Annotated in this window: 20 protein-coding genes and 1 tRNA gene; 8 read left to right on the plus strand and 13 right to left on the minus strand. The window is 46.7% G+C overall.

Annotated features, from left to right (window positions below):
• The first annotated feature begins 147 nt into the window (after positions 1–147).
• On the plus strand, positions 148–1,920 hold the full coding sequence (locus JW878_08935) for an aldehyde ferredoxin oxidoreductase family protein (protein MBN1763179.1): 1,773 nt from the start codon (positions 148–150) through the stop codon (positions 1,918–1,920).
• Positions 1,921–1,982: 62 nt separating this feature from the next.
• On the opposite strand, the gene JW878_08940 is transcribed toward JW878_08935, so the two are convergent.
• The 6 genes from JW878_08940 to JW878_08965 form a co-directional block, all read right to left on the minus strand.
• The gene (locus tag JW878_08940) at positions 1,983–3,353 is read right to left on the minus strand and encodes a hypothetical protein (protein ID MBN1763180.1); all 1,371 of its coding nucleotides are present in this window, start codon (positions 3,351–3,353) and stop codon (positions 1,983–1,985) included.
• A gap of 2 nt (positions 3,354–3,355) precedes the next feature.
• A complete protein-coding gene (locus tag JW878_08945) occupies positions 3,356–3,718 on the minus strand; it encodes a DUF692 family protein (GenBank protein ID MBN1763181.1) in 363 nt (120 codons plus the stop codon).
• Positions 3,657–4,175 (minus strand): hypothetical protein, encoded by a 519-nt coding sequence (locus tag JW878_08950; GenBank protein ID MBN1763182.1) that lies wholly within the window; start codon positions 4,173–4,175, stop codon positions 3,657–3,659. Before JW878_08950 ends, JW878_08945 begins: the two co-directional genes overlap by 62 nt.
• Positions 4,150–4,908 (minus strand): 50S ribosomal protein L11 methyltransferase, encoded by a 759-nt coding sequence (locus JW878_08955; GenBank protein MBN1763183.1) that lies wholly within the window; start codon positions 4,906–4,908, stop codon positions 4,150–4,152. The genes JW878_08950 and JW878_08955 overlap by 26 nt, the downstream gene beginning before the upstream one ends.
• Positions 4,909–5,574: a PIG-L family deacetylase gene (locus JW878_08960; protein ID MBN1763184.1), complete on the minus strand. Its 666-nt coding sequence runs from the start codon at positions 5,572–5,574 to the stop codon at positions 4,909–4,911.
• A gap of 94 nt (positions 5,575–5,668) precedes the next feature.
• Positions 5,669–6,490 (minus strand): glutaminyl-peptide cyclotransferase, encoded by an 822-nt coding sequence (locus JW878_08965; GenBank protein MBN1763185.1) that lies wholly within the window; start codon positions 6,488–6,490, stop codon positions 5,669–5,671.
• 182 nt (positions 6,491–6,672) lie between these two features.
• On the opposite strand from JW878_08965, the gene JW878_08970 reads away from it, so the two are divergent.
• Genes JW878_08970 through JW878_08980 form a run of 3 tightly spaced genes read left to right on the plus strand, consistent with a single transcriptional unit; the run spans position 6,673 to position 8,341 of the window.
• Positions 6,673–7,092 carry a hypothetical protein gene (locus JW878_08970; GenBank protein ID MBN1763186.1) on the plus strand — a complete coding sequence of 140 codons (420 nt, stop codon included), beginning with the start codon at positions 6,673–6,675 and terminating at the stop codon, positions 7,090–7,092.
• A gap of 14 nt (positions 7,093–7,106) precedes the next feature.
• The gene (locus JW878_08975; protein MBN1763187.1) at positions 7,107–7,712 is read left to right on the plus strand and encodes a HEAT repeat domain-containing protein; all 606 of its coding nucleotides are present in this window, start codon (positions 7,107–7,109) and stop codon (positions 7,710–7,712) included.
• Between the two features lie 56 nt (positions 7,713–7,768).
• Positions 7,769–8,341: an aldolase gene (locus tag JW878_08980; protein ID MBN1763188.1), complete on the plus strand. Its 573-nt coding sequence runs from the start codon at positions 7,769–7,771 to the stop codon at positions 8,339–8,341.
• Here the strand turns inward: JW878_08980 and JW878_08985 are convergent.
• Positions 8,331–8,693 (minus strand): hypothetical protein, encoded by a 363-nt coding sequence (locus tag JW878_08985; GenBank protein ID MBN1763189.1) that lies wholly within the window; start codon positions 8,691–8,693, stop codon positions 8,331–8,333. The genes JW878_08980 and JW878_08985 overlap by 11 nt on opposite strands.
• Before the next feature lie 79 nt (positions 8,694–8,772).
• Here JW878_08985 and JW878_08990 point away from each other — a divergent pair, with 79 nt between their 5' ends.
• Positions 8,773–9,369, plus strand: coding sequence for a hypothetical protein (locus JW878_08990; GenBank protein MBN1763190.1), 597 nt, complete (start codon positions 8,773–8,775; stop codon positions 9,367–9,369).
• Positions 9,370–9,567: 198 nt separating this feature from the next.
• Here JW878_08990 and JW878_08995 read toward each other — a convergent pair whose 3' ends face one another.
• Positions 9,568–10,476, minus strand: coding sequence for an acetylxylan esterase (locus JW878_08995; protein MBN1763191.1), 909 nt, complete (start codon positions 10,474–10,476; stop codon positions 9,568–9,570).
• Between the two features lie 117 nt (positions 10,477–10,593).
• Between JW878_08995 and JW878_09000 the strand changes: the two genes are divergently transcribed.
• On the plus strand, positions 10,594–10,911 hold the full coding sequence (locus JW878_09000; protein ID MBN1763192.1) for a hypothetical protein: 318 nt from the start codon (positions 10,594–10,596) through the stop codon (positions 10,909–10,911).
• Between the two features lie 99 nt (positions 10,912–11,010).
• Here JW878_09000 and JW878_09005 read toward each other — a convergent pair.
• The 3 genes from JW878_09005 to JW878_09015 form a co-directional block, all read right to left on the minus strand.
• Positions 11,011–11,081, minus strand: a tRNA-Gly gene (locus tag JW878_09005).
• Entirely contained in the window at positions 11,067–11,378 is a 312-nt protein-coding gene (locus JW878_09010; protein MBN1763193.1) for a DNA-directed RNA polymerase subunit L, read from the minus strand. Before JW878_09010 ends, JW878_09005 begins: the two co-directional genes overlap by 15 nt.
• Before the next feature lie 39 nt (positions 11,379–11,417).
• Positions 11,418–11,981: an exosome complex RNA-binding protein Csl4 gene (locus JW878_09015; protein MBN1763194.1), complete on the minus strand. Its 564-nt coding sequence runs from the start codon at positions 11,979–11,981 to the stop codon at positions 11,418–11,420.
• Positions 11,982–12,052: 71 nt separating this feature from the next.
• On the opposite strand from JW878_09015, the gene ruvC reads away from it, so the two are divergent.
• On the plus strand, positions 12,053–12,556 hold the full coding sequence (gene ruvC / locus JW878_09020; GenBank protein ID MBN1763195.1) for a crossover junction endodeoxyribonuclease RuvC: 504 nt from the start codon (positions 12,053–12,055) through the stop codon (positions 12,554–12,556).
• On the opposite strand, the gene JW878_09025 is transcribed toward ruvC, so the two are convergent.
• Positions 12,539–12,832, minus strand: coding sequence for a hypothetical protein (locus JW878_09025; GenBank protein ID MBN1763196.1), 294 nt, complete (start codon positions 12,830–12,832; stop codon positions 12,539–12,541). The two genes, ruvC and JW878_09025, sit on opposite strands and share 18 nt — an antisense overlap.
• Before the next feature lie 216 nt (positions 12,833–13,048).
• On the opposite strand from JW878_09025, the gene JW878_09030 reads away from it, so the two are divergent.
• Positions 13,049–13,624 carry a nucleotide exchange factor GrpE gene (locus JW878_09030; protein MBN1763197.1) on the plus strand — a complete coding sequence of 192 codons (576 nt, stop codon included), beginning with the start codon at positions 13,049–13,051 and terminating at the stop codon, positions 13,622–13,624.
• A gap of 19 nt (positions 13,625–13,643) precedes the next feature.
• Here JW878_09030 and JW878_09035 read toward each other — a convergent pair whose 3' ends face one another.
• Entirely contained in the window at positions 13,644–14,405 is a 762-nt protein-coding gene (locus tag JW878_09035; protein MBN1763198.1) for an AAA family ATPase, read from the minus strand.
• Between the last annotated feature and the right edge of the window lie 95 nt (positions 14,406–14,500).

A 14,500-nucleotide genomic window follows, 5' to 3' on the forward strand; every position in this document is an offset into this window, starting at 1 on the left:
ACGGTATTCTCCAACAGACACCTCAAAGAAGAGCAGATCATGATGATCTGCAAATTGCTGGTCGAGAAGAACGGAATACGAGCTATTTTAGCCGATTGAACCACAACAAATAGTTATTACCATTCTAACCTTAAGTAAAGGGTAGCTATGACGACGGCACACGGCTGGAAGAAGAGAATACTCCAGATCGACCTTTCAAAGGGTAAGGTGAATAGCTTTACGCCTGATAGGTCCTTACTACAGGAATATATCGGCGGCCGCGGGCTTGGAGCGAAGATAGTTTACGATGCAGGGCGTGTTGACGCGCTCTCGCCCGCAAACCTGTTGGTATTTGCTGCGGGGCCGTTAACCGGCACGACGACGCCAGCGTCTGGCAGAGTCTCCCTTTCCACGAAATCACCGTTAACTGGCACGATATTCGATTCCAACTGTGGCGGCTCATTTGGCCCCGAACTGAAGAAGGCTGGCTACGATGCGATCGTTATTACGGATAAATCGCCGGAGCCGGTTGTTCTTGCGATAGAGGATGAGCACGTGGATATTAAACCTGCGGGGGCGCTCTGGGGTAAGAACGCCAAAGAAACCACGAAGCTGCTCGACGATAAGGGCCGCGTCGCCTGTATCGGCCGGGCCGGTGAGAAACAAGTGCTTTTGGCTTCAATCATGTCTGATAGGGTTCATACGTTTGGTCGCGGCGGCGTGGGCGCGGTAATGGGCTCGAAGAACCTGAAGGCGGTGGTCGTAAAGGGCACCGGCAGCGTCGATATCTTTGACCACAACGAATTCATCAAGCAGAAGCAGTCGATTAACCGGCTCTTGATTGCGAGTCCGACGATAACTAAAGGTCTGGCGGTCTTCGGCACGCCGTTTTTGATGAAGATCTCGAACTGGATGAAGATCCTGCCGATCGCGAATTTCGAAAAGGCCGAGTCTGAGGTCGATCTGAACCCGTTCTTTGCCAAGAGCATCGTGGAACGAAAGTCGCCCCGGAGAAAGGCGTGCTATTCCTGCCCCATTGCCTGTAAACGGGAGGCTGAGACGGGAGAGGAACTGCCGGAATACGAGACTATCGGCGTGATGGGTGCGAACATTCGCAATGCCGATTATGAGGCTATTGTTACGGCAAACCGGCTCTGCAACGATTACGGCCTGGATACCGTCTCGGTCGGTGTGGTTTTGGGCAGTTACGCTGAAATACATAACAGGGGCATTTCAGGGGATGAACTGGCAACGCTCACAAAACTGATCGGAGAACAGGAGGGTGTGGGCGAACGTCTTGGCAAAGGCGCCAGACGATTCGCAATCGACAAAGGCAAACCAGAAGCGGCCATGCAGATTAAAGGACTGGAACTGCCTGCGTACGACCCGCGTGGTGTGAAAGGCTTGGGGTTCAGTTATGCCACGTCCAATCGCGGCGGCTGTCATACCCGTGCGTACCTCGTCGCGCCAGAGATACTGCGGAAGCCCAAGGCGATTGATCCGTACACGCTTGCGGGCAAGGCGGGGCACACAAAGATATTCCAGGACCGGTTTGCCGCGGTGGATTCGCTCGTGGTGTGTAAATTCGCGTTCTTCGGCGTCGGTGAGGAGGAGTACGCGAACATTCTGAGTGCGGTAACCGGCGTCTCATATACATCAGAGGATCTTATGCGGGTTGGCGAGCGGATATGGAATGTAGAACGGCTGTATAATTTGCGGGAAGGGTTTACGGAAGAGGACGATATGCTGCCCGAGCGGTTCTTCACTGAGGAAGTAAACGGACGCATTGTAGACAAAAACGAGTTCTTAAAGGCGCGCGATGAATACTACCGGATGCGGGGCTGGGACGAGCATGGCGTACCGACGAAAAGGACGTTGAGGCGGTTGGGGATAAAACATTTGAGTGCCCCAATAGATCCAATGGGCGAGATCTGTCTGTAACCTAATAAACAACAAATGAAACTTCATGAAAAAGCGGATAGGATTTACCTCTAAAAACCACTTCATAAAGTAGATTCTACAGTATTTGATACACTTATAACTGAAAAAGGCATATTTCTAATTTTCTCGTTTCCTTTAACTAGAGCCGTCAGTTTCCCTAAGTAAGTCTGAGCATATCTCTCTCTTTCTTCTCTCCTTTTTGGAAGTTTAAACAAATAAGCAATATTATCAATTAATCCTTTTAATTCATCATCTGAAATAAGCCCCTCTCCGCTCAAAAAGCTTTTAAGTTGAGATATATAAAAAGCACAATATGCGCCATGCAAGAGGTGTAATCTTGCAACCTCTTTACTTTTTTCTTTTTGTACATAATCCTTTATAATATCATTCCATGATTCTGCATTTTCTTGCAATATCTTAGTATTTTCCTCATAAGATCTAGAGATACTTTTGTAATATCTTTCTGAGCTTACTAGACCCTTCTTCCTCAATTCTTTCTCAAGTTCATCTTTACTATATTTATCTATTAATTTTGATAACGGCTCTAGAATTCTTTTACGATCTTCTATCGATGTAGGATAATCAAATTCTATTCTTTCAATCTTAGATGAGGAATTTAACCCGACTTGAATACCCCTATCTTCTATTTCATAATCCTCCCCGTCAGCTAGCCATGAAATGCCGTAACGTGCATATATATCAGGAACAACTATATAATGCCAAAATCTCGCATTAAGATAGGCTTCTAGTGGATTTCTGTGCTCTAATCCCTTTTCTATTTCTACTACATTTTGTGGGTGCCCACACAACTTCTGCCAACTTACTTTCTCAGCAATGAAATGTGGTAATTTGTTTAACTCTGGTGCTAGTCCTTTCTCTACCTCTTTAGAATATTCATCGAGGGTATTTTGAGGCAATCCTTGAATTATCGTTTCATATTTCGTTTCCAAAATATTTACTCCTTGTTCAAAAGCAAGATATGGCTCGACATTATTAGCTGATGCTATTAGTAAATCTTCGTATAATTGTGCCCGAATTAACTCAAATCCTTCTTTCTTTAAAGTGATAAAAAAATCCTCAAATACATCATTCTTATACTCTTCAAAATGATTAGCTAAAATAGGCACAACATCGCCCTTCAGTACTAAATTACTTAACTCTTTAGGAGTAACTCCACAATAATTTACAAAATCCTTCTTATCATTTGTTGGCCTTATATAAATTATGGTTTTCCTACAATAGGGAATTAGAGAATACATCCAAATTGGTATGAAATTTCCCTGATACGCTTTATTATCTCCTCGACGATAAATCCCATATATGTGCTCGTATAATTCAAATTTTTCTGGAAATACGCTTATAGGGTCCCCCTCTTGAAATTTCGCCTGATTAACGTCAATGACCATGCTTTGTATTAAATCTTCAAGAGGCATCATTATCGCAATCCCCTAATTAGTGCATTTACTTGTAATATTATTTCTCTATCACATTCTATATTTAAAACTTTCGCTTTTTTCTTCTCAACAATATGTTCAAGTATCCTCTTCGCTTCATCCGAGTAATAGAACGGCTCGTTGATAGCATACCACTCCTCATTTTTATACTGTGGTAAATTCACGTGCACTTCATACACTCTATTAATGCCCATTTTCTCGACAAAATCAATCACATCCATGCCAAAGTTATGCGCTGATATGATCATATGTGCTAAGTCCAGCAGAAAGTTACAATTTATGTTATCTGATGTTTCTAACCAAAATGAAAAGAGATAATACTGGATTATTACACCATATTTCAATAAAATATACAATCCAGCCTAATAATAGAAGCCTAATAAACCAAATCATATGTTTTCCCGCAGACATAAACTTAAGTTTCTCTTCCAACCAAAATTTTTTTCTTCTATCTAGCACATTTTGAAGATCTGGGAGAGAACAAATCACAATTTCGCCCTCATTATAATTGCCAATATCACGTTCAATTTCCCTCATTCTTTCTTTCACGGCTCCTTTGCAGCTTACATTGGACATCATATCTAAATGTAGTACATACAATGCCAGAACTCCAATAAGAAACACGAGAATCACTGATGCTCTATCATTTTCCCAAAGTCCTTTTAGCCCTATTAGAACACCCAATATACCAAGAGCGATGTAGAATTCGTAAGGTACAAGTCTATCACGGTAAGCATAATTTCGATCTAGGAGTTCGTACTCTTTCCAGATGGTCTCAATTTCCTTTTTCTTTGAGTTCATTGTAATGACACCTAAATACACCTATTCTCTGAAACCATTTTTCATCCTTTATGAAAGGATAGCAATTCTTTTGGAGATGATTGATAAAATAATCCACTCTTTTACCAGATGCTTTTCCGATCTGGTATTCGTGTATTTTCAATCTCACATCAAATCCAAAGCTCTCCAACCTTTCTTTAGTCATTTCAATGTTAGCGAAATTAGAATGTTGCGTTATAAAGCAGCCACCATCTTTAAGATATTTAGGTATTTTGCTTATCAAAGGATCTAAATATTTCCTCCCATCAGGGCCAGCATCAACAGTTCTTGTAATATATTCATCGTGTTGCTCATCTGGAGGTGTTGGAAGTGCTGTCATGTTACTCACAATAATATCAAAAGTTTCTCCGTTTTTAATCGGTTCAAAAAGGTCCCCGGTCCTCGCATCCACTTTAACATCATTTAGGGATGCATTATACTCTGTACATTTAACTGATGGGAGGTGTATATCAGTCGCTACCACCGAAGCACCTTTCTTAGCAGCTAAAATTGCGAGAATACCAGAACCAGTACCAACATCAAGCACCCTATGACCTTCCTTAACGACTTCTAGTAATTCTTTAGCCAGCAAAAAAGAATCTAATTTTGGGGGATAAACCCCTTCAAAAAGACTTATTTTCATGTCTGGCAGTTCTATTTCCAAACCATAAGATTCCATATATTCTTTTATAGATTTTATCTTATTCCCTTTCACTTATTCAATCACCACCCTATACACCACAAACGCCTCCGCATACTCAACTTTCGCTTGAACCCCCCTGAACCGTGCATTTGACTCTATCACATCCACATCCATATATGGTTTCTTCACCTGTGTTTTATGCATCTTCAACGCTTCTACCTTCTTCGCCCGATACTTTGAAATATCGACAAAATAATTAGGTGAGAAAGAGGTTCGTGTTGAAGGTGATTCGTAAAATATAATCGTCTTTGCTTTTCGCGCTGCGTGTAAAGTGATAAGTGACGTTCTTACGTGATCCAAATGATCGTCTTCTAAATAATGGGTGTAGATTATATTAGGTTGCAGTCTCATTACCTGTTGATAAACCTCTTCGAGAGTGCCTCTAGAAATGTCAATATTTGCATCGGGCAGTCCGAATATTTTTATGTTTTCTTCTTTAACACCGAGGAACGCCAAAGCATCTTTCGTTTCTTTTTCCCGTAATTTTCCTTTTAAGGTTTTATTCTCTTCTTCGTCTATTTGTCCCCCCTCTGTGAGTGCCTCATCTGGAACTCCTCCTTCGCCTCGTGAAAAAATCAGAACATTTACAGTATCGCCCCGCTTAACGTGCCTGGCTAAACATCCACCTAATCCCAATTCGACATCGTCTGGATGTGCTCCGATAGCTAAGATTCGCATCGCAGTCTCCCCGGTATTCAAAAAGCAATAATAGTAGTTATATCTTTTCCTATAGTGAAGTGAAGAACATTTTTCAATCTTTTCGTTGAACCTGTCACGCACTCCCCTGAACTTCCTCCAATTCGATCTCGAACAGTTTCGGCCAGTATTTCCCGGTAACGAAGAGCCGGTCATTCGCTGCATCGTAAGCGATACCGTTAAGCACACCAACAGGCTGATAGGCGTCTTTATCGCTCAAAAGCCCGTCGAGATCGATCCGACCAATCACGTTGCCGCTCTCCGGTTCGATAATCACGATGCGGTCTGTTGGCCAAACATTAGCGTATACTGTCCCGCGGATATATTCAAGCTCGTTGAGGTGCGTAACAGGTGTATCGTTATCATTGACTTCGATGCGTTTGACCTCTTCAAATGTCTCGGGGTCCACGAAATGTAGCGTTGCCGTTCCGTCACTCAGGATCAGGTGCGTGCCGTCATGGGTGAGCCCCCAGCCTTCGGTGGCGTAGGTGAAGTTTCTCGTTAAAGAGAAGCTCTCTGTATCGTAAACGAAGCCAACCCCCGACTGATAGGTCAGTTGAATCAGCGTATCGTTCCAGAGGGCTATGCCCTCGCCAAAGTACTGGCGGGGCAACTGGTATTTCTTGAGGACTTTCCCTGTTTCCAATTCGACTTTGCGCACCGTTGATTCGCCGCGTCCACCGGTTCCTTCATACAGGAAGCCGTTATCAAAAACCAACCCCTGCGTGAAGGCTTTGGAGTCGTGGGGGTAGGTAGTGACGATTTTGTAGCGGTAAACCTGGGGAGTATTCGGCGTGGGTGTCGGCATCGGTGTCGATATCGGCGTCGATGTCGGCAAAGGCGCTTCGTTCTCAACGCATCCTGCAAGCAGTGCTACAAGTGCTACTGCGACTATCATCGCTACCGTAACCATTCCGCGTTTCTTATCGTCTCGCATCGTCCTCATTTTCAGCTGATACTTTGCCGCTGATACAGCGCCTATAAAATTAAGGACAAGATAACTTAGATATACGCCCAATGAAAAAATTTATCTTAACGTATGTCTTGATTAGTACACAGGAGTATGAGTAGGTTTTGACTATGAAATCTCTCACACTTGATACCGAGCTGGATGTCAGACGGAAATTGCTCTGGTGCTTGTTCTGGGCGAACCGGAAGGCTATAAGGACTGAGGGGTGTGCACCATTTCGGATTGAGAAGATAGCTACCGGCGAAGCACTGTACCATTCAGAGCAAGGGAAACTACTTAGATTGTCGGGTGAGGTTTTAGAAAAGGTTGAAAAGGACATGAACGGGGGTAAACCCGTGGATTTCACCATTACGATAGGCGCGGAGACCTTCGATATCACGTTCTACAGAAACGTCTTTTCCGTGACCACACGGAGGAATAAAGAGATGGAAGCAGAGATAATTGAGAGCTTGCATGAAGAATTGATACGTGGAAAGCCGAATTTCTGCGCATCATTTCTTAAACGAATTGGAATTGATATGACCCTATGAAGAGGCGTGGAAAAATGGAATCAAAAGAAGATGTTGAGCGCTTGAAGCGGATTTTAAAGACGCATAAAGATTCGCTTGCTCGGGCAAAGGCAGTTGAGGCTCTGGGGACTTTAGGCGAGCCCGCTGTTGAACCGCTCCTTCGTGCGTTACACGATGAGCACTGGGACGTCCGGCGAAGGGCAGCGTGGGAACTCGGTAATATCGGCGATCCTGCGGTAAAACCACTTATTCACGCGTTGAATGATGAACGCTGGGACGTTCGCCGGAAAGCGGCATGGGCGCTCGGTAACATCAAGGCTCCCCGGGCGATTGAGCCGTTAATTCACGCGTTAGAAGATGAACGCGCGGATGTTCGCGAGCAGGCAGCGTGGGCGCTTGGTGCTCTACGGAACCTCAGAGCGGTAGAACCTTTGATTCAGGCCTTGACGGATAAAAACGCAGGTGTTCGCCGCGAGGCTGCGCGATCGCTCGCCGTGTTAACCGTGATAAACGAAGCCCGTGTCAAAACGAAGATTCAGGACCACGAATCAACCTTAGACGAGCAGAAGCGCGCGGCATTCCAGCAATGCAAGAAGCTATACGAGCAGGAGCTCGAGAAAGCGCGTGTGAAACACGAGTAATGAAAAAGCTTTTCGATTCCTTTGCCATTAAGTAGTATATTCAGGTAGCGAACGAAATGGAGGAGCTAATAAAATACGGGCGGAAGATCGTGGCGGCGGGGCTTGCGCATTCGCATTTCGGCAATGTGAGCAAACGCGTGGGCGACCAGATGCTGATCAGCACGACGGGCAGCATGCTGGACGAGCTTGAAGGCCAGATTGTTACGGTCCCTGTCGATCCCGAATCGCCCGATGAGCTTGACGTGATCGCGTCGACTGAGGTGAATGTCCACCGTGCGATTTACAAAGAGACGTCCGCGCTTGCCATCCTCCACGGGCATTCGAAATACGCGGTGGCGATGTCCATGCTCTACGAGCCGGGCGAGCAGATCGTGCCGGAAGATACGGAAAGCATGTACGTGCTGCATGAGATACCGGTAGTCCGTGGCGGTGTGGGCTCGGACGAACTGGCGCGTAACGCGGCCAACGCGCTTCGTGACCATAAGGGCATTATCGTTCAGGGCCACGGCACGTTTGCACGCGGCGCAACGGTCGATGAAGCATTTGTCATTCTCAGCGGGATCGAACACGCCTGCATGGTTAAATATCTGGTTGATAATGCGAACGCAACAAAACGGATCAGCGTTTAGATTTTATCCTGCAGGAGTGCGCTGGCGAGGTGATCACATCCCGCTTCGCGTACAACAAAGCCCGTTTGCCGTCGTGAAACGCTTCTGTCAGCTTGAAATTCGCGCGACCTTCCGTGAGCGTATCAGTCCAATCAGCAGCGGCGATATGCAGGAAATCGTCGCAACTCGCCTGCTCCAGAATCAGTGTTATTTCTCGCTCTTCTCCGCCCTGCGTTAGCGTGCCTCTTAACTCAGCGCCATCAGGAAACTTGGCGAGGAAAACAGACGGGAGGCGAACGCAATAGCCGCTTGATCTGGCAGGGAGCGCATCGTTACACTTGCGGATGAGCACAGCTTCTAAAATCAGCGCCATTTCCCTGATAAGCCATTTTGCACCAAAAGCTTTATTTGTTGCGACAATATTGTATCCATAGGGTTGTTGGCAGCGTATTATGAATGAAGAACAGGACAAAAATGAAACGGGAGGTCTTTCGTTTGCGGTAGCTCTTCTTGCCGCACTTGGGACTATCTTGTATGCCTCATACACTTATTTGCAAACCCCGTCTGACTCCTTCTGGTATTTCTTTATTTGTGGATTATTTTCTATCGCGGTGGTTTTAGTATTTTGCCTTCTTTTGTATATTTTGATTAAAGGTTACTCAATAGAAGTAGCTAATCATGAAAGAACAAGATGGTTGAATAAAAGAGCATCCACCATTTATTTGATGGTATTCCCAGTATGCACAGCAGTACTGATTATGTTTCTTTTTATTAGTGGTTTTGCATACTTATATGTGAAATCTGATATCGCAAGCACAGACAGTTGTTCTGTAATAATAGGCTTAATTACCTGGGGTAGTGCTTTCGTTGGTGTTCGTATTATTTTTGGTGATTTTTTAGGGGATATTGACCAGTTTAAAAAAATAATCGATAAAACAGAGGGTAGATGGATGAAAAGATTGATGAAGTTTTCCATAGTTTTATGTATCTTTGGTATCACGTATGTGATATGGCTTGCTATGTTTTCTATTATCATCACTTATATATAGTCATAAAAGTCATTATTAGGTGCATAATTGGTTTTATTACAAAACGATGAACCAATTCATATTTTGTTTCACGTAAAGGGCCCAAATAATGGTTTAGCAATAGCCCTCGCACAGGAAGATGCCAATCATACTTTAAATCTAAAGGCAGAAATCACGTTAAGTCCTGACTTCCCCTACAACGAAACAGTCCAGTGAAAATCACGCAACCATCCCCTCAAGCTCTGCTTTGAGCGCCTCAGCCATCTCCGCAGCGCAGTACCCGTGCGTAGTGCACGTAACGGTATGCAACTCCTTCGGCTCGGATGCTTTCGAAAAGGTCTGCTCGGCACTCTCGTAATCGATGATGGTATCGTTTATGGAATGCAGCATCACGAACTTCCGCGGTGGGATCTCACCGAGATACGTTTCCGGATCGATCGATTGGTAAAATCGCATCATTTCAGGATCGGTTAGTCTACCTGAGGCAATTGCCGCATCTATGCCATACCCGCAGGTGCTAATGGCAACCACGCCCCGTGCTTCGGGGTCGAGCGCACAGGCAATAATGGCAAATCGCGCTCCATTGCTCTCGCCCGCATATACGACACGGTTCGGGTCGATCCCGGGCTGATTCCGTAAGATCGCAGCCGCCGCGAGTGCATCGTACACCATCTTGTGCTCGGTCGGCTCTTCACCGTTCATAAACACCTGTAAATCGCCCGGTATATCTATAACACCAAGATTACGCTGGTCAAGAGCGATGCTCGCGTAGCCGAGGCTGCAAAGATACGTTGCAAGCCCTTGCTCGCTTTCTTTCGTTACGGTCGCACCGGGAAGCAGCACGACACTGGGAACTTCCACCTGCTGCTGCGACTGTGCCACGGGCATTCGCAGCAGTCCCTCAATCTCCGTTTCACGGCTGGTGAATCGGACTTCATAAAGCGTGTAGTTGTCCGCCGTTTCGAGTTCCTCAAGTTCATAATCTGGCGTACTCAAAGAGTATTCCAGCAGCCCCTCCGGGGTTACACACCAATTCTGCCCGGTATCGGAAAGGAGTATCACGCCGGCGAGTGCCGCAATGATACAGCCAATGGCAAGCACACGAATCACCATGCGAGAATCCGTCATTTTTCCGTGCCCTCTCTTTTCTTCATTCTTTTTAGCGATCTGATAAAGGCATCCAAATAATTTGAAACTCTGGCAGTAATTAAGTACATGTATTTTAGTCCTGCTCCTCTATTCTCGATGTCGAAAAAGAAAACCGTTTATTATGTGGCGGCGATTACTACTACTATGAATCTGAATCCAGAAGAAGCTCAGGATCGGACCCGCGCACTTCTCACCATGATCGAAGCCGCCTACGGGATAAGGATCGTTAATCTCGACGCGGTTATCACAGCGATAACCGAAAAGACGCGTGATGAGCAGCGGATATTAACGATCAGCACCGCGTTAAATACCTGGATCGCAACGACTGCCGGACTGCGTCCGGACGTTGAAATACCTCTAGACGTGCTGAACGGTTTGTTAGAGCGAGTAATGCGGCTCGATACAACCGAATGAATAGGTCGTAGGCACAACGCTCTGCGTTAAACAGGAAGATCAATCAGACCGGGAATCGTTCGTAAACGGTTCGCGTTCTAAAGTAAGTAAGTAAGTTCATGCGGCAACCGGGGCTCGAACCCGGGTTAGAGGCTTGGGAAGCCCCTGTCCTGCCACTAGACTATTGCCGCTTTGTACTTCTGCGCAAACTCCTCAAAATCAGACGCTAGTGAAGCGACAGCGGACTTTATCGCTTCCACGGGATCCCCTTCCTTCATCTTCACGAACAATACCGGGTTGCTTCTCAGCGTATGCTCGATGGTGTAGGTTGCAATGTCTACCTGCTCATTATCGAGCAGCTTGGACGCGAGTGGCGCTAAAAGGGTATGATCCTCCCCGTCTATCTCTATCCGTATCTCTTTATCCTTCCGCTCCACTATTCGTACCTTCTTGGGTTCTTGTTCAAGTTCGCGTTCTTCTGTCGCCATGCTTATCGTATCCTCTCCCCTTTCCCTTCCGGTAAGGCGTTATATCAATCCCTTACCGTAATCTTCAGACATCTTCCGTACTTCTACCCGCTTGCAGCGCTCACATGCCAGCGTATTCCCCTTCCTTTTCAGATCGCCTTTGCATTTCACGCAAATCGCTTTTATCACGCCTAAGTCTTTCCCATCGGTGCTCAGCCGCAACGCCTTTGCGTCTATCACGCGCGCCCTCACCAAGTCAAGGTAACCGAACTCGTGCTGCAATTCGTTCACATAGCCGCTCTTTACGTTTGAGATGTGGATAACACCTTGAGTGGAAGCGGCAATTGCACGCTCCTCATGACCTTTCATGCACGCGATATTAACGACCGCGATCGTGTCCCGTATGTCCTCGATCCGGCCCAATACCACATCGCCTTCTTTCAGCGTTGGCGGTGTCTCCACCTTTGGTTGAACCTCTATAACCCTTTTATCCGTTATATTAACTCCTCCCGTCACTGTAGCATATATATTCCCCTTCTCATCATACACACCACTGCCTGGCGTGAACTCTTCTGATGTGCCCAAGAAATCACCCGGCACTACAAATCCCTTTTCGTTCTCCATTCACTTTTCTCCTTCTTTCTCTTACACTTCTCCCTTAATACTTTACTTCAATGCTATTTATTAGTTTAGGTATGCGTGTAATAGGCATAGACCCGGGGACTGCGCGAACTGGCTGGGGTGTTATCGAGTTCAGTAACTGCACCTTAAAAGCAGTCACGTTCGGCTGTATCAAGACGACCACGAAGCAATCAGGCGGGGAACGATTAAAGCTGATTTATGAGGAGTTGCTCGAATTGATAGCGGAGACGAAGCCGGACGAAATGGCGATCGAGAAAATCTTCTTCAACACCAACGTGAAAACGGCCTTGAGCGTTGGCCAGGCGCGAGGTGTCTGCATCTTAGCTGCTGCCACCATGGGAATGCCGATAGCCGAGTACAATACTACCGAAGTGAAGAATTTTATGACCGGCTACGGCCGGGCGGCAAAGAGCGACGTAGCGAACAGAGTAAAGGAATTGCTTCAGTTAGAGGTAATGCCAAAGCCGGACGACGTCACCGACGCCCTCGCCATTGCCGCCACACATATAACACAGAAGTTGAATTTGGATTTGGGTGGGCTAGGCATTCAACAGTAATCCGAACGTGACAAACCAGCAGAAGATAGTCATAAAGGAGATATAAAGCCAATCTTTCGGCCCCTCGATGTTCATGTGGAAGAGCGGATAGACGAATTTCTGCGCCATGACCAGGAGGATCGCAATAAGCAAGCCATCGGACGATGTAGGATCGGCTACCGCATAGAGTGATATAAAGCCCGCGATAACACCGCATAAAGCAGGTATAACCGTTTTTACTATGCCTTCCACGTATTCTTTCTTTTTTTTATCCACCGCGGTCTTCTCGGTCGCCATTGGACTGTCCTCTTTTACTTAATTGTCGCTGCTATATAAGTATTCTTAGCCGCGCTTCTCGCGCTTCAATACCGGCAAATCTCAGAATTTCTGCGCTGCAATCTTCCGTATCGCCGCTGATTCGTCACGCATTCGTAATCGGTGAGACATACCAAAAATATTTAACCAATGAACGCATACTGAACTAAAAACGCAGAGTAACCGGAGAAGCCGAATTTGACAAAAGTACCGAAGAAGGAACCGAAGCGAGAGGTAGGAGATGAGGAGGTTGCAGAGGCCCAGGTAGAGGTCCCCCGCGCTGAATTAGAGCGATTGAAGCAAGAATTGACGGCGAAGACTGAGTTAACAGACGAGTATTTATCGCGACTGACATACCTCCAGGCGGATTTCGAGAATTACAAGAAGATGGTGGCTCGCGAGCGTGAGCGGTATGAGCAGTGCGCGACGGAGGGGTTAATAAAGCGCTTATTGCCGCTTATCGATACCGTTGAGGCGGCTCTTGCGTCTGCTGAGACGTGTGAGGATCTGAAGTCGTTCGTTACCGGAATTGAGCTAATCTATAAGGATTTAATAGACGAACTGAGCAAAGAGGGGTTGAAACCGATAAAAGCAGTTGGCGAGAAGTTTGACCCGTATAAGCACGAGGTAGTGATGGCGGTCATGGATACCGACCATCCGGAAGACACCATTCTGGAAGAGCTTGAGAAAGGCTATATGCTGGGTGCGAGAGTGCTACGGACCTCGAAAGTGCGGATTTCAAAAACGCCTCCCGCGCCTCCAAACGCGGAATAGACCGACTAAATAGCCCTACTTAGGCCAATGACAGGATTTTATTCTTTATCGCTTTTATTTGCTCAACCGCTGCACCTCCCACGTCCAGAGGCGCTTTGCCCTCCAGATCTGCACGTATCAAGGTCGGATCGTACGGGATAAGCCCCAGCAGCGGCAGGTTCAGCTCATCCAGCTTCGTTTCTATCCCGGTTACCAGCGCGGGATCCGTAACTTTGTTGAGCACCGCCGCGATGTTAGTGATACCGATATCCTCACCGAGCTGTTTTATCCGGGCTACAGTCTCTACGGATCGCATCCCCGGCTCCACGACGGTCAGCATGAGGTCGACCCCTTTTGCAGTGCCCCGCCCTAAATGCTCTATTCCCGCTTCCATGTCCAGTACAACCGTGCTTTCCTTGAAGAGCACGTGTCGTAACAACGCGCGAAGGAACGCGTTTTCCGGGCAGGTGCAGCCGGTTCCGCCCTTCTCTATCGTGCCCATTACCAGCAACGTCACGCCATCCGGTCCCTCCGCACCATACGTACCGATGATATCGCTCACTTTGGGGTTCAATTTGTAAATGCCTGACCCGGTATGCGCACTGGTGCGTTCAAAAATGAGATCCTTGAGTTCGGAGATCGACGGCGGGTTCTTTTCTATGCCCAGTGCGAATTTCAAGTTCATTGCAGGGTCTGCGTCCACAGCCACGACGCTCTGCCCATCACGCGCAAAGAGACGAGCGAGCGTGCCTGCAAGGGTGGTTTTACCCACACCGCCTTTTCCCGCAACTGCTATCTTCATGTTCGCGACTCTCCTGTTAATAGTCCTAACCTTTTTGTCGCATAAGAGGATTGTGGCAGTGTTCAAAAGTGGCATAGTCGAAGAGCCGATGAGAA

Source organism: Methanomicrobia archaeon (assembly GCA_016930255.1).
GTDB lineage: Archaea > Halobacteriota > Syntropharchaeia > Alkanophagales > Methanospirareceae > JACGMN01.

What these genes read in the sequence shown, in the direction of transcription:
- JW878_08935 (MBN1763179.1), top strand. Translation starts at nt 148, where the DNA reads ATGACGACGGCACACGGCTGGAAGAAGAGAATACTCCAGATCGACCTT.
- JW878_08940 (MBN1763180.1), bottom strand. Translation starts at nt 3,353, where the DNA reads ATGCCTCTTGAAGATTTAATACAAAGCATGGTCATTGACGTTAATCAG.
- JW878_08950 (MBN1763182.1), bottom strand. Translation starts at nt 4,175, where the DNA reads ATGAACTCAAAGAAAAAGGAAATTGAGACCATCTGGAAAGAGTACGAA.
- JW878_08960 (MBN1763184.1), bottom strand. Translation starts at nt 5,574, where the DNA reads ATGCGAATCTTAGCTATCGGAGCACATCCAGACGATGTCGAATTGGGA.
- JW878_08965 (MBN1763185.1), bottom strand. Translation starts at nt 6,490, where the DNA reads ATGATAGTCGCAGTAGCACTTGTAGCACTGCTTGCAGGATGCGTTGAG.
- JW878_08970 (MBN1763186.1), top strand. Translation starts at nt 6,673, where the DNA reads ATGAAATCTCTCACACTTGATACCGAGCTGGATGTCAGACGGAAATTG.
- JW878_08975 (MBN1763187.1), top strand. Translation starts at nt 7,107, where the DNA reads ATGGAATCAAAAGAAGATGTTGAGCGCTTGAAGCGGATTTTAAAGACG.
- JW878_08980 (MBN1763188.1), top strand. Translation starts at nt 7,769, where the DNA reads ATGGAGGAGCTAATAAAATACGGGCGGAAGATCGTGGCGGCGGGGCTT.
- JW878_08985 (MBN1763189.1), bottom strand. Translation starts at nt 8,693, where the DNA reads ATGGCGCTGATTTTAGAAGCTGTGCTCATCCGCAAGTGTAACGATGCG.
- JW878_08990 (MBN1763190.1), top strand. Translation starts at nt 8,773, where the DNA reads ATGAATGAAGAACAGGACAAAAATGAAACGGGAGGTCTTTCGTTTGCG.
- JW878_08995 (MBN1763191.1), bottom strand. Translation starts at nt 10,476, where the DNA reads ATGACGGATTCTCGCATGGTGATTCGTGTGCTTGCCATTGGCTGTATC.
- JW878_09000 (MBN1763192.1), top strand. Translation starts at nt 10,594, where the DNA reads ATGTCGAAAAAGAAAACCGTTTATTATGTGGCGGCGATTACTACTACT.
- JW878_09010 (MBN1763193.1), bottom strand. Translation starts at nt 11,378, where the DNA reads ATGGCGACAGAAGAACGCGAACTTGAACAAGAACCCAAGAAGGTACGA.
- JW878_09015 (MBN1763194.1), bottom strand. Translation starts at nt 11,981, where the DNA reads ATGGAGAACGAAAAGGGATTTGTAGTGCCGGGTGATTTCTTGGGCACA.
- ruvC (MBN1763195.1), top strand. Translation starts at nt 12,053, where the DNA reads ATGCGTGTAATAGGCATAGACCCGGGGACTGCGCGAACTGGCTGGGGT.
- JW878_09025 (MBN1763196.1), bottom strand. Translation starts at nt 12,832, where the DNA reads ATGGCGACCGAGAAGACCGCGGTGGATAAAAAAAAGAAAGAATACGTG.
- JW878_09035 (MBN1763198.1), bottom strand. Translation starts at nt 14,405, where the DNA reads ATGAAGATAGCAGTTGCGGGAAAAGGCGGTGTGGGTAAAACCACCCTT.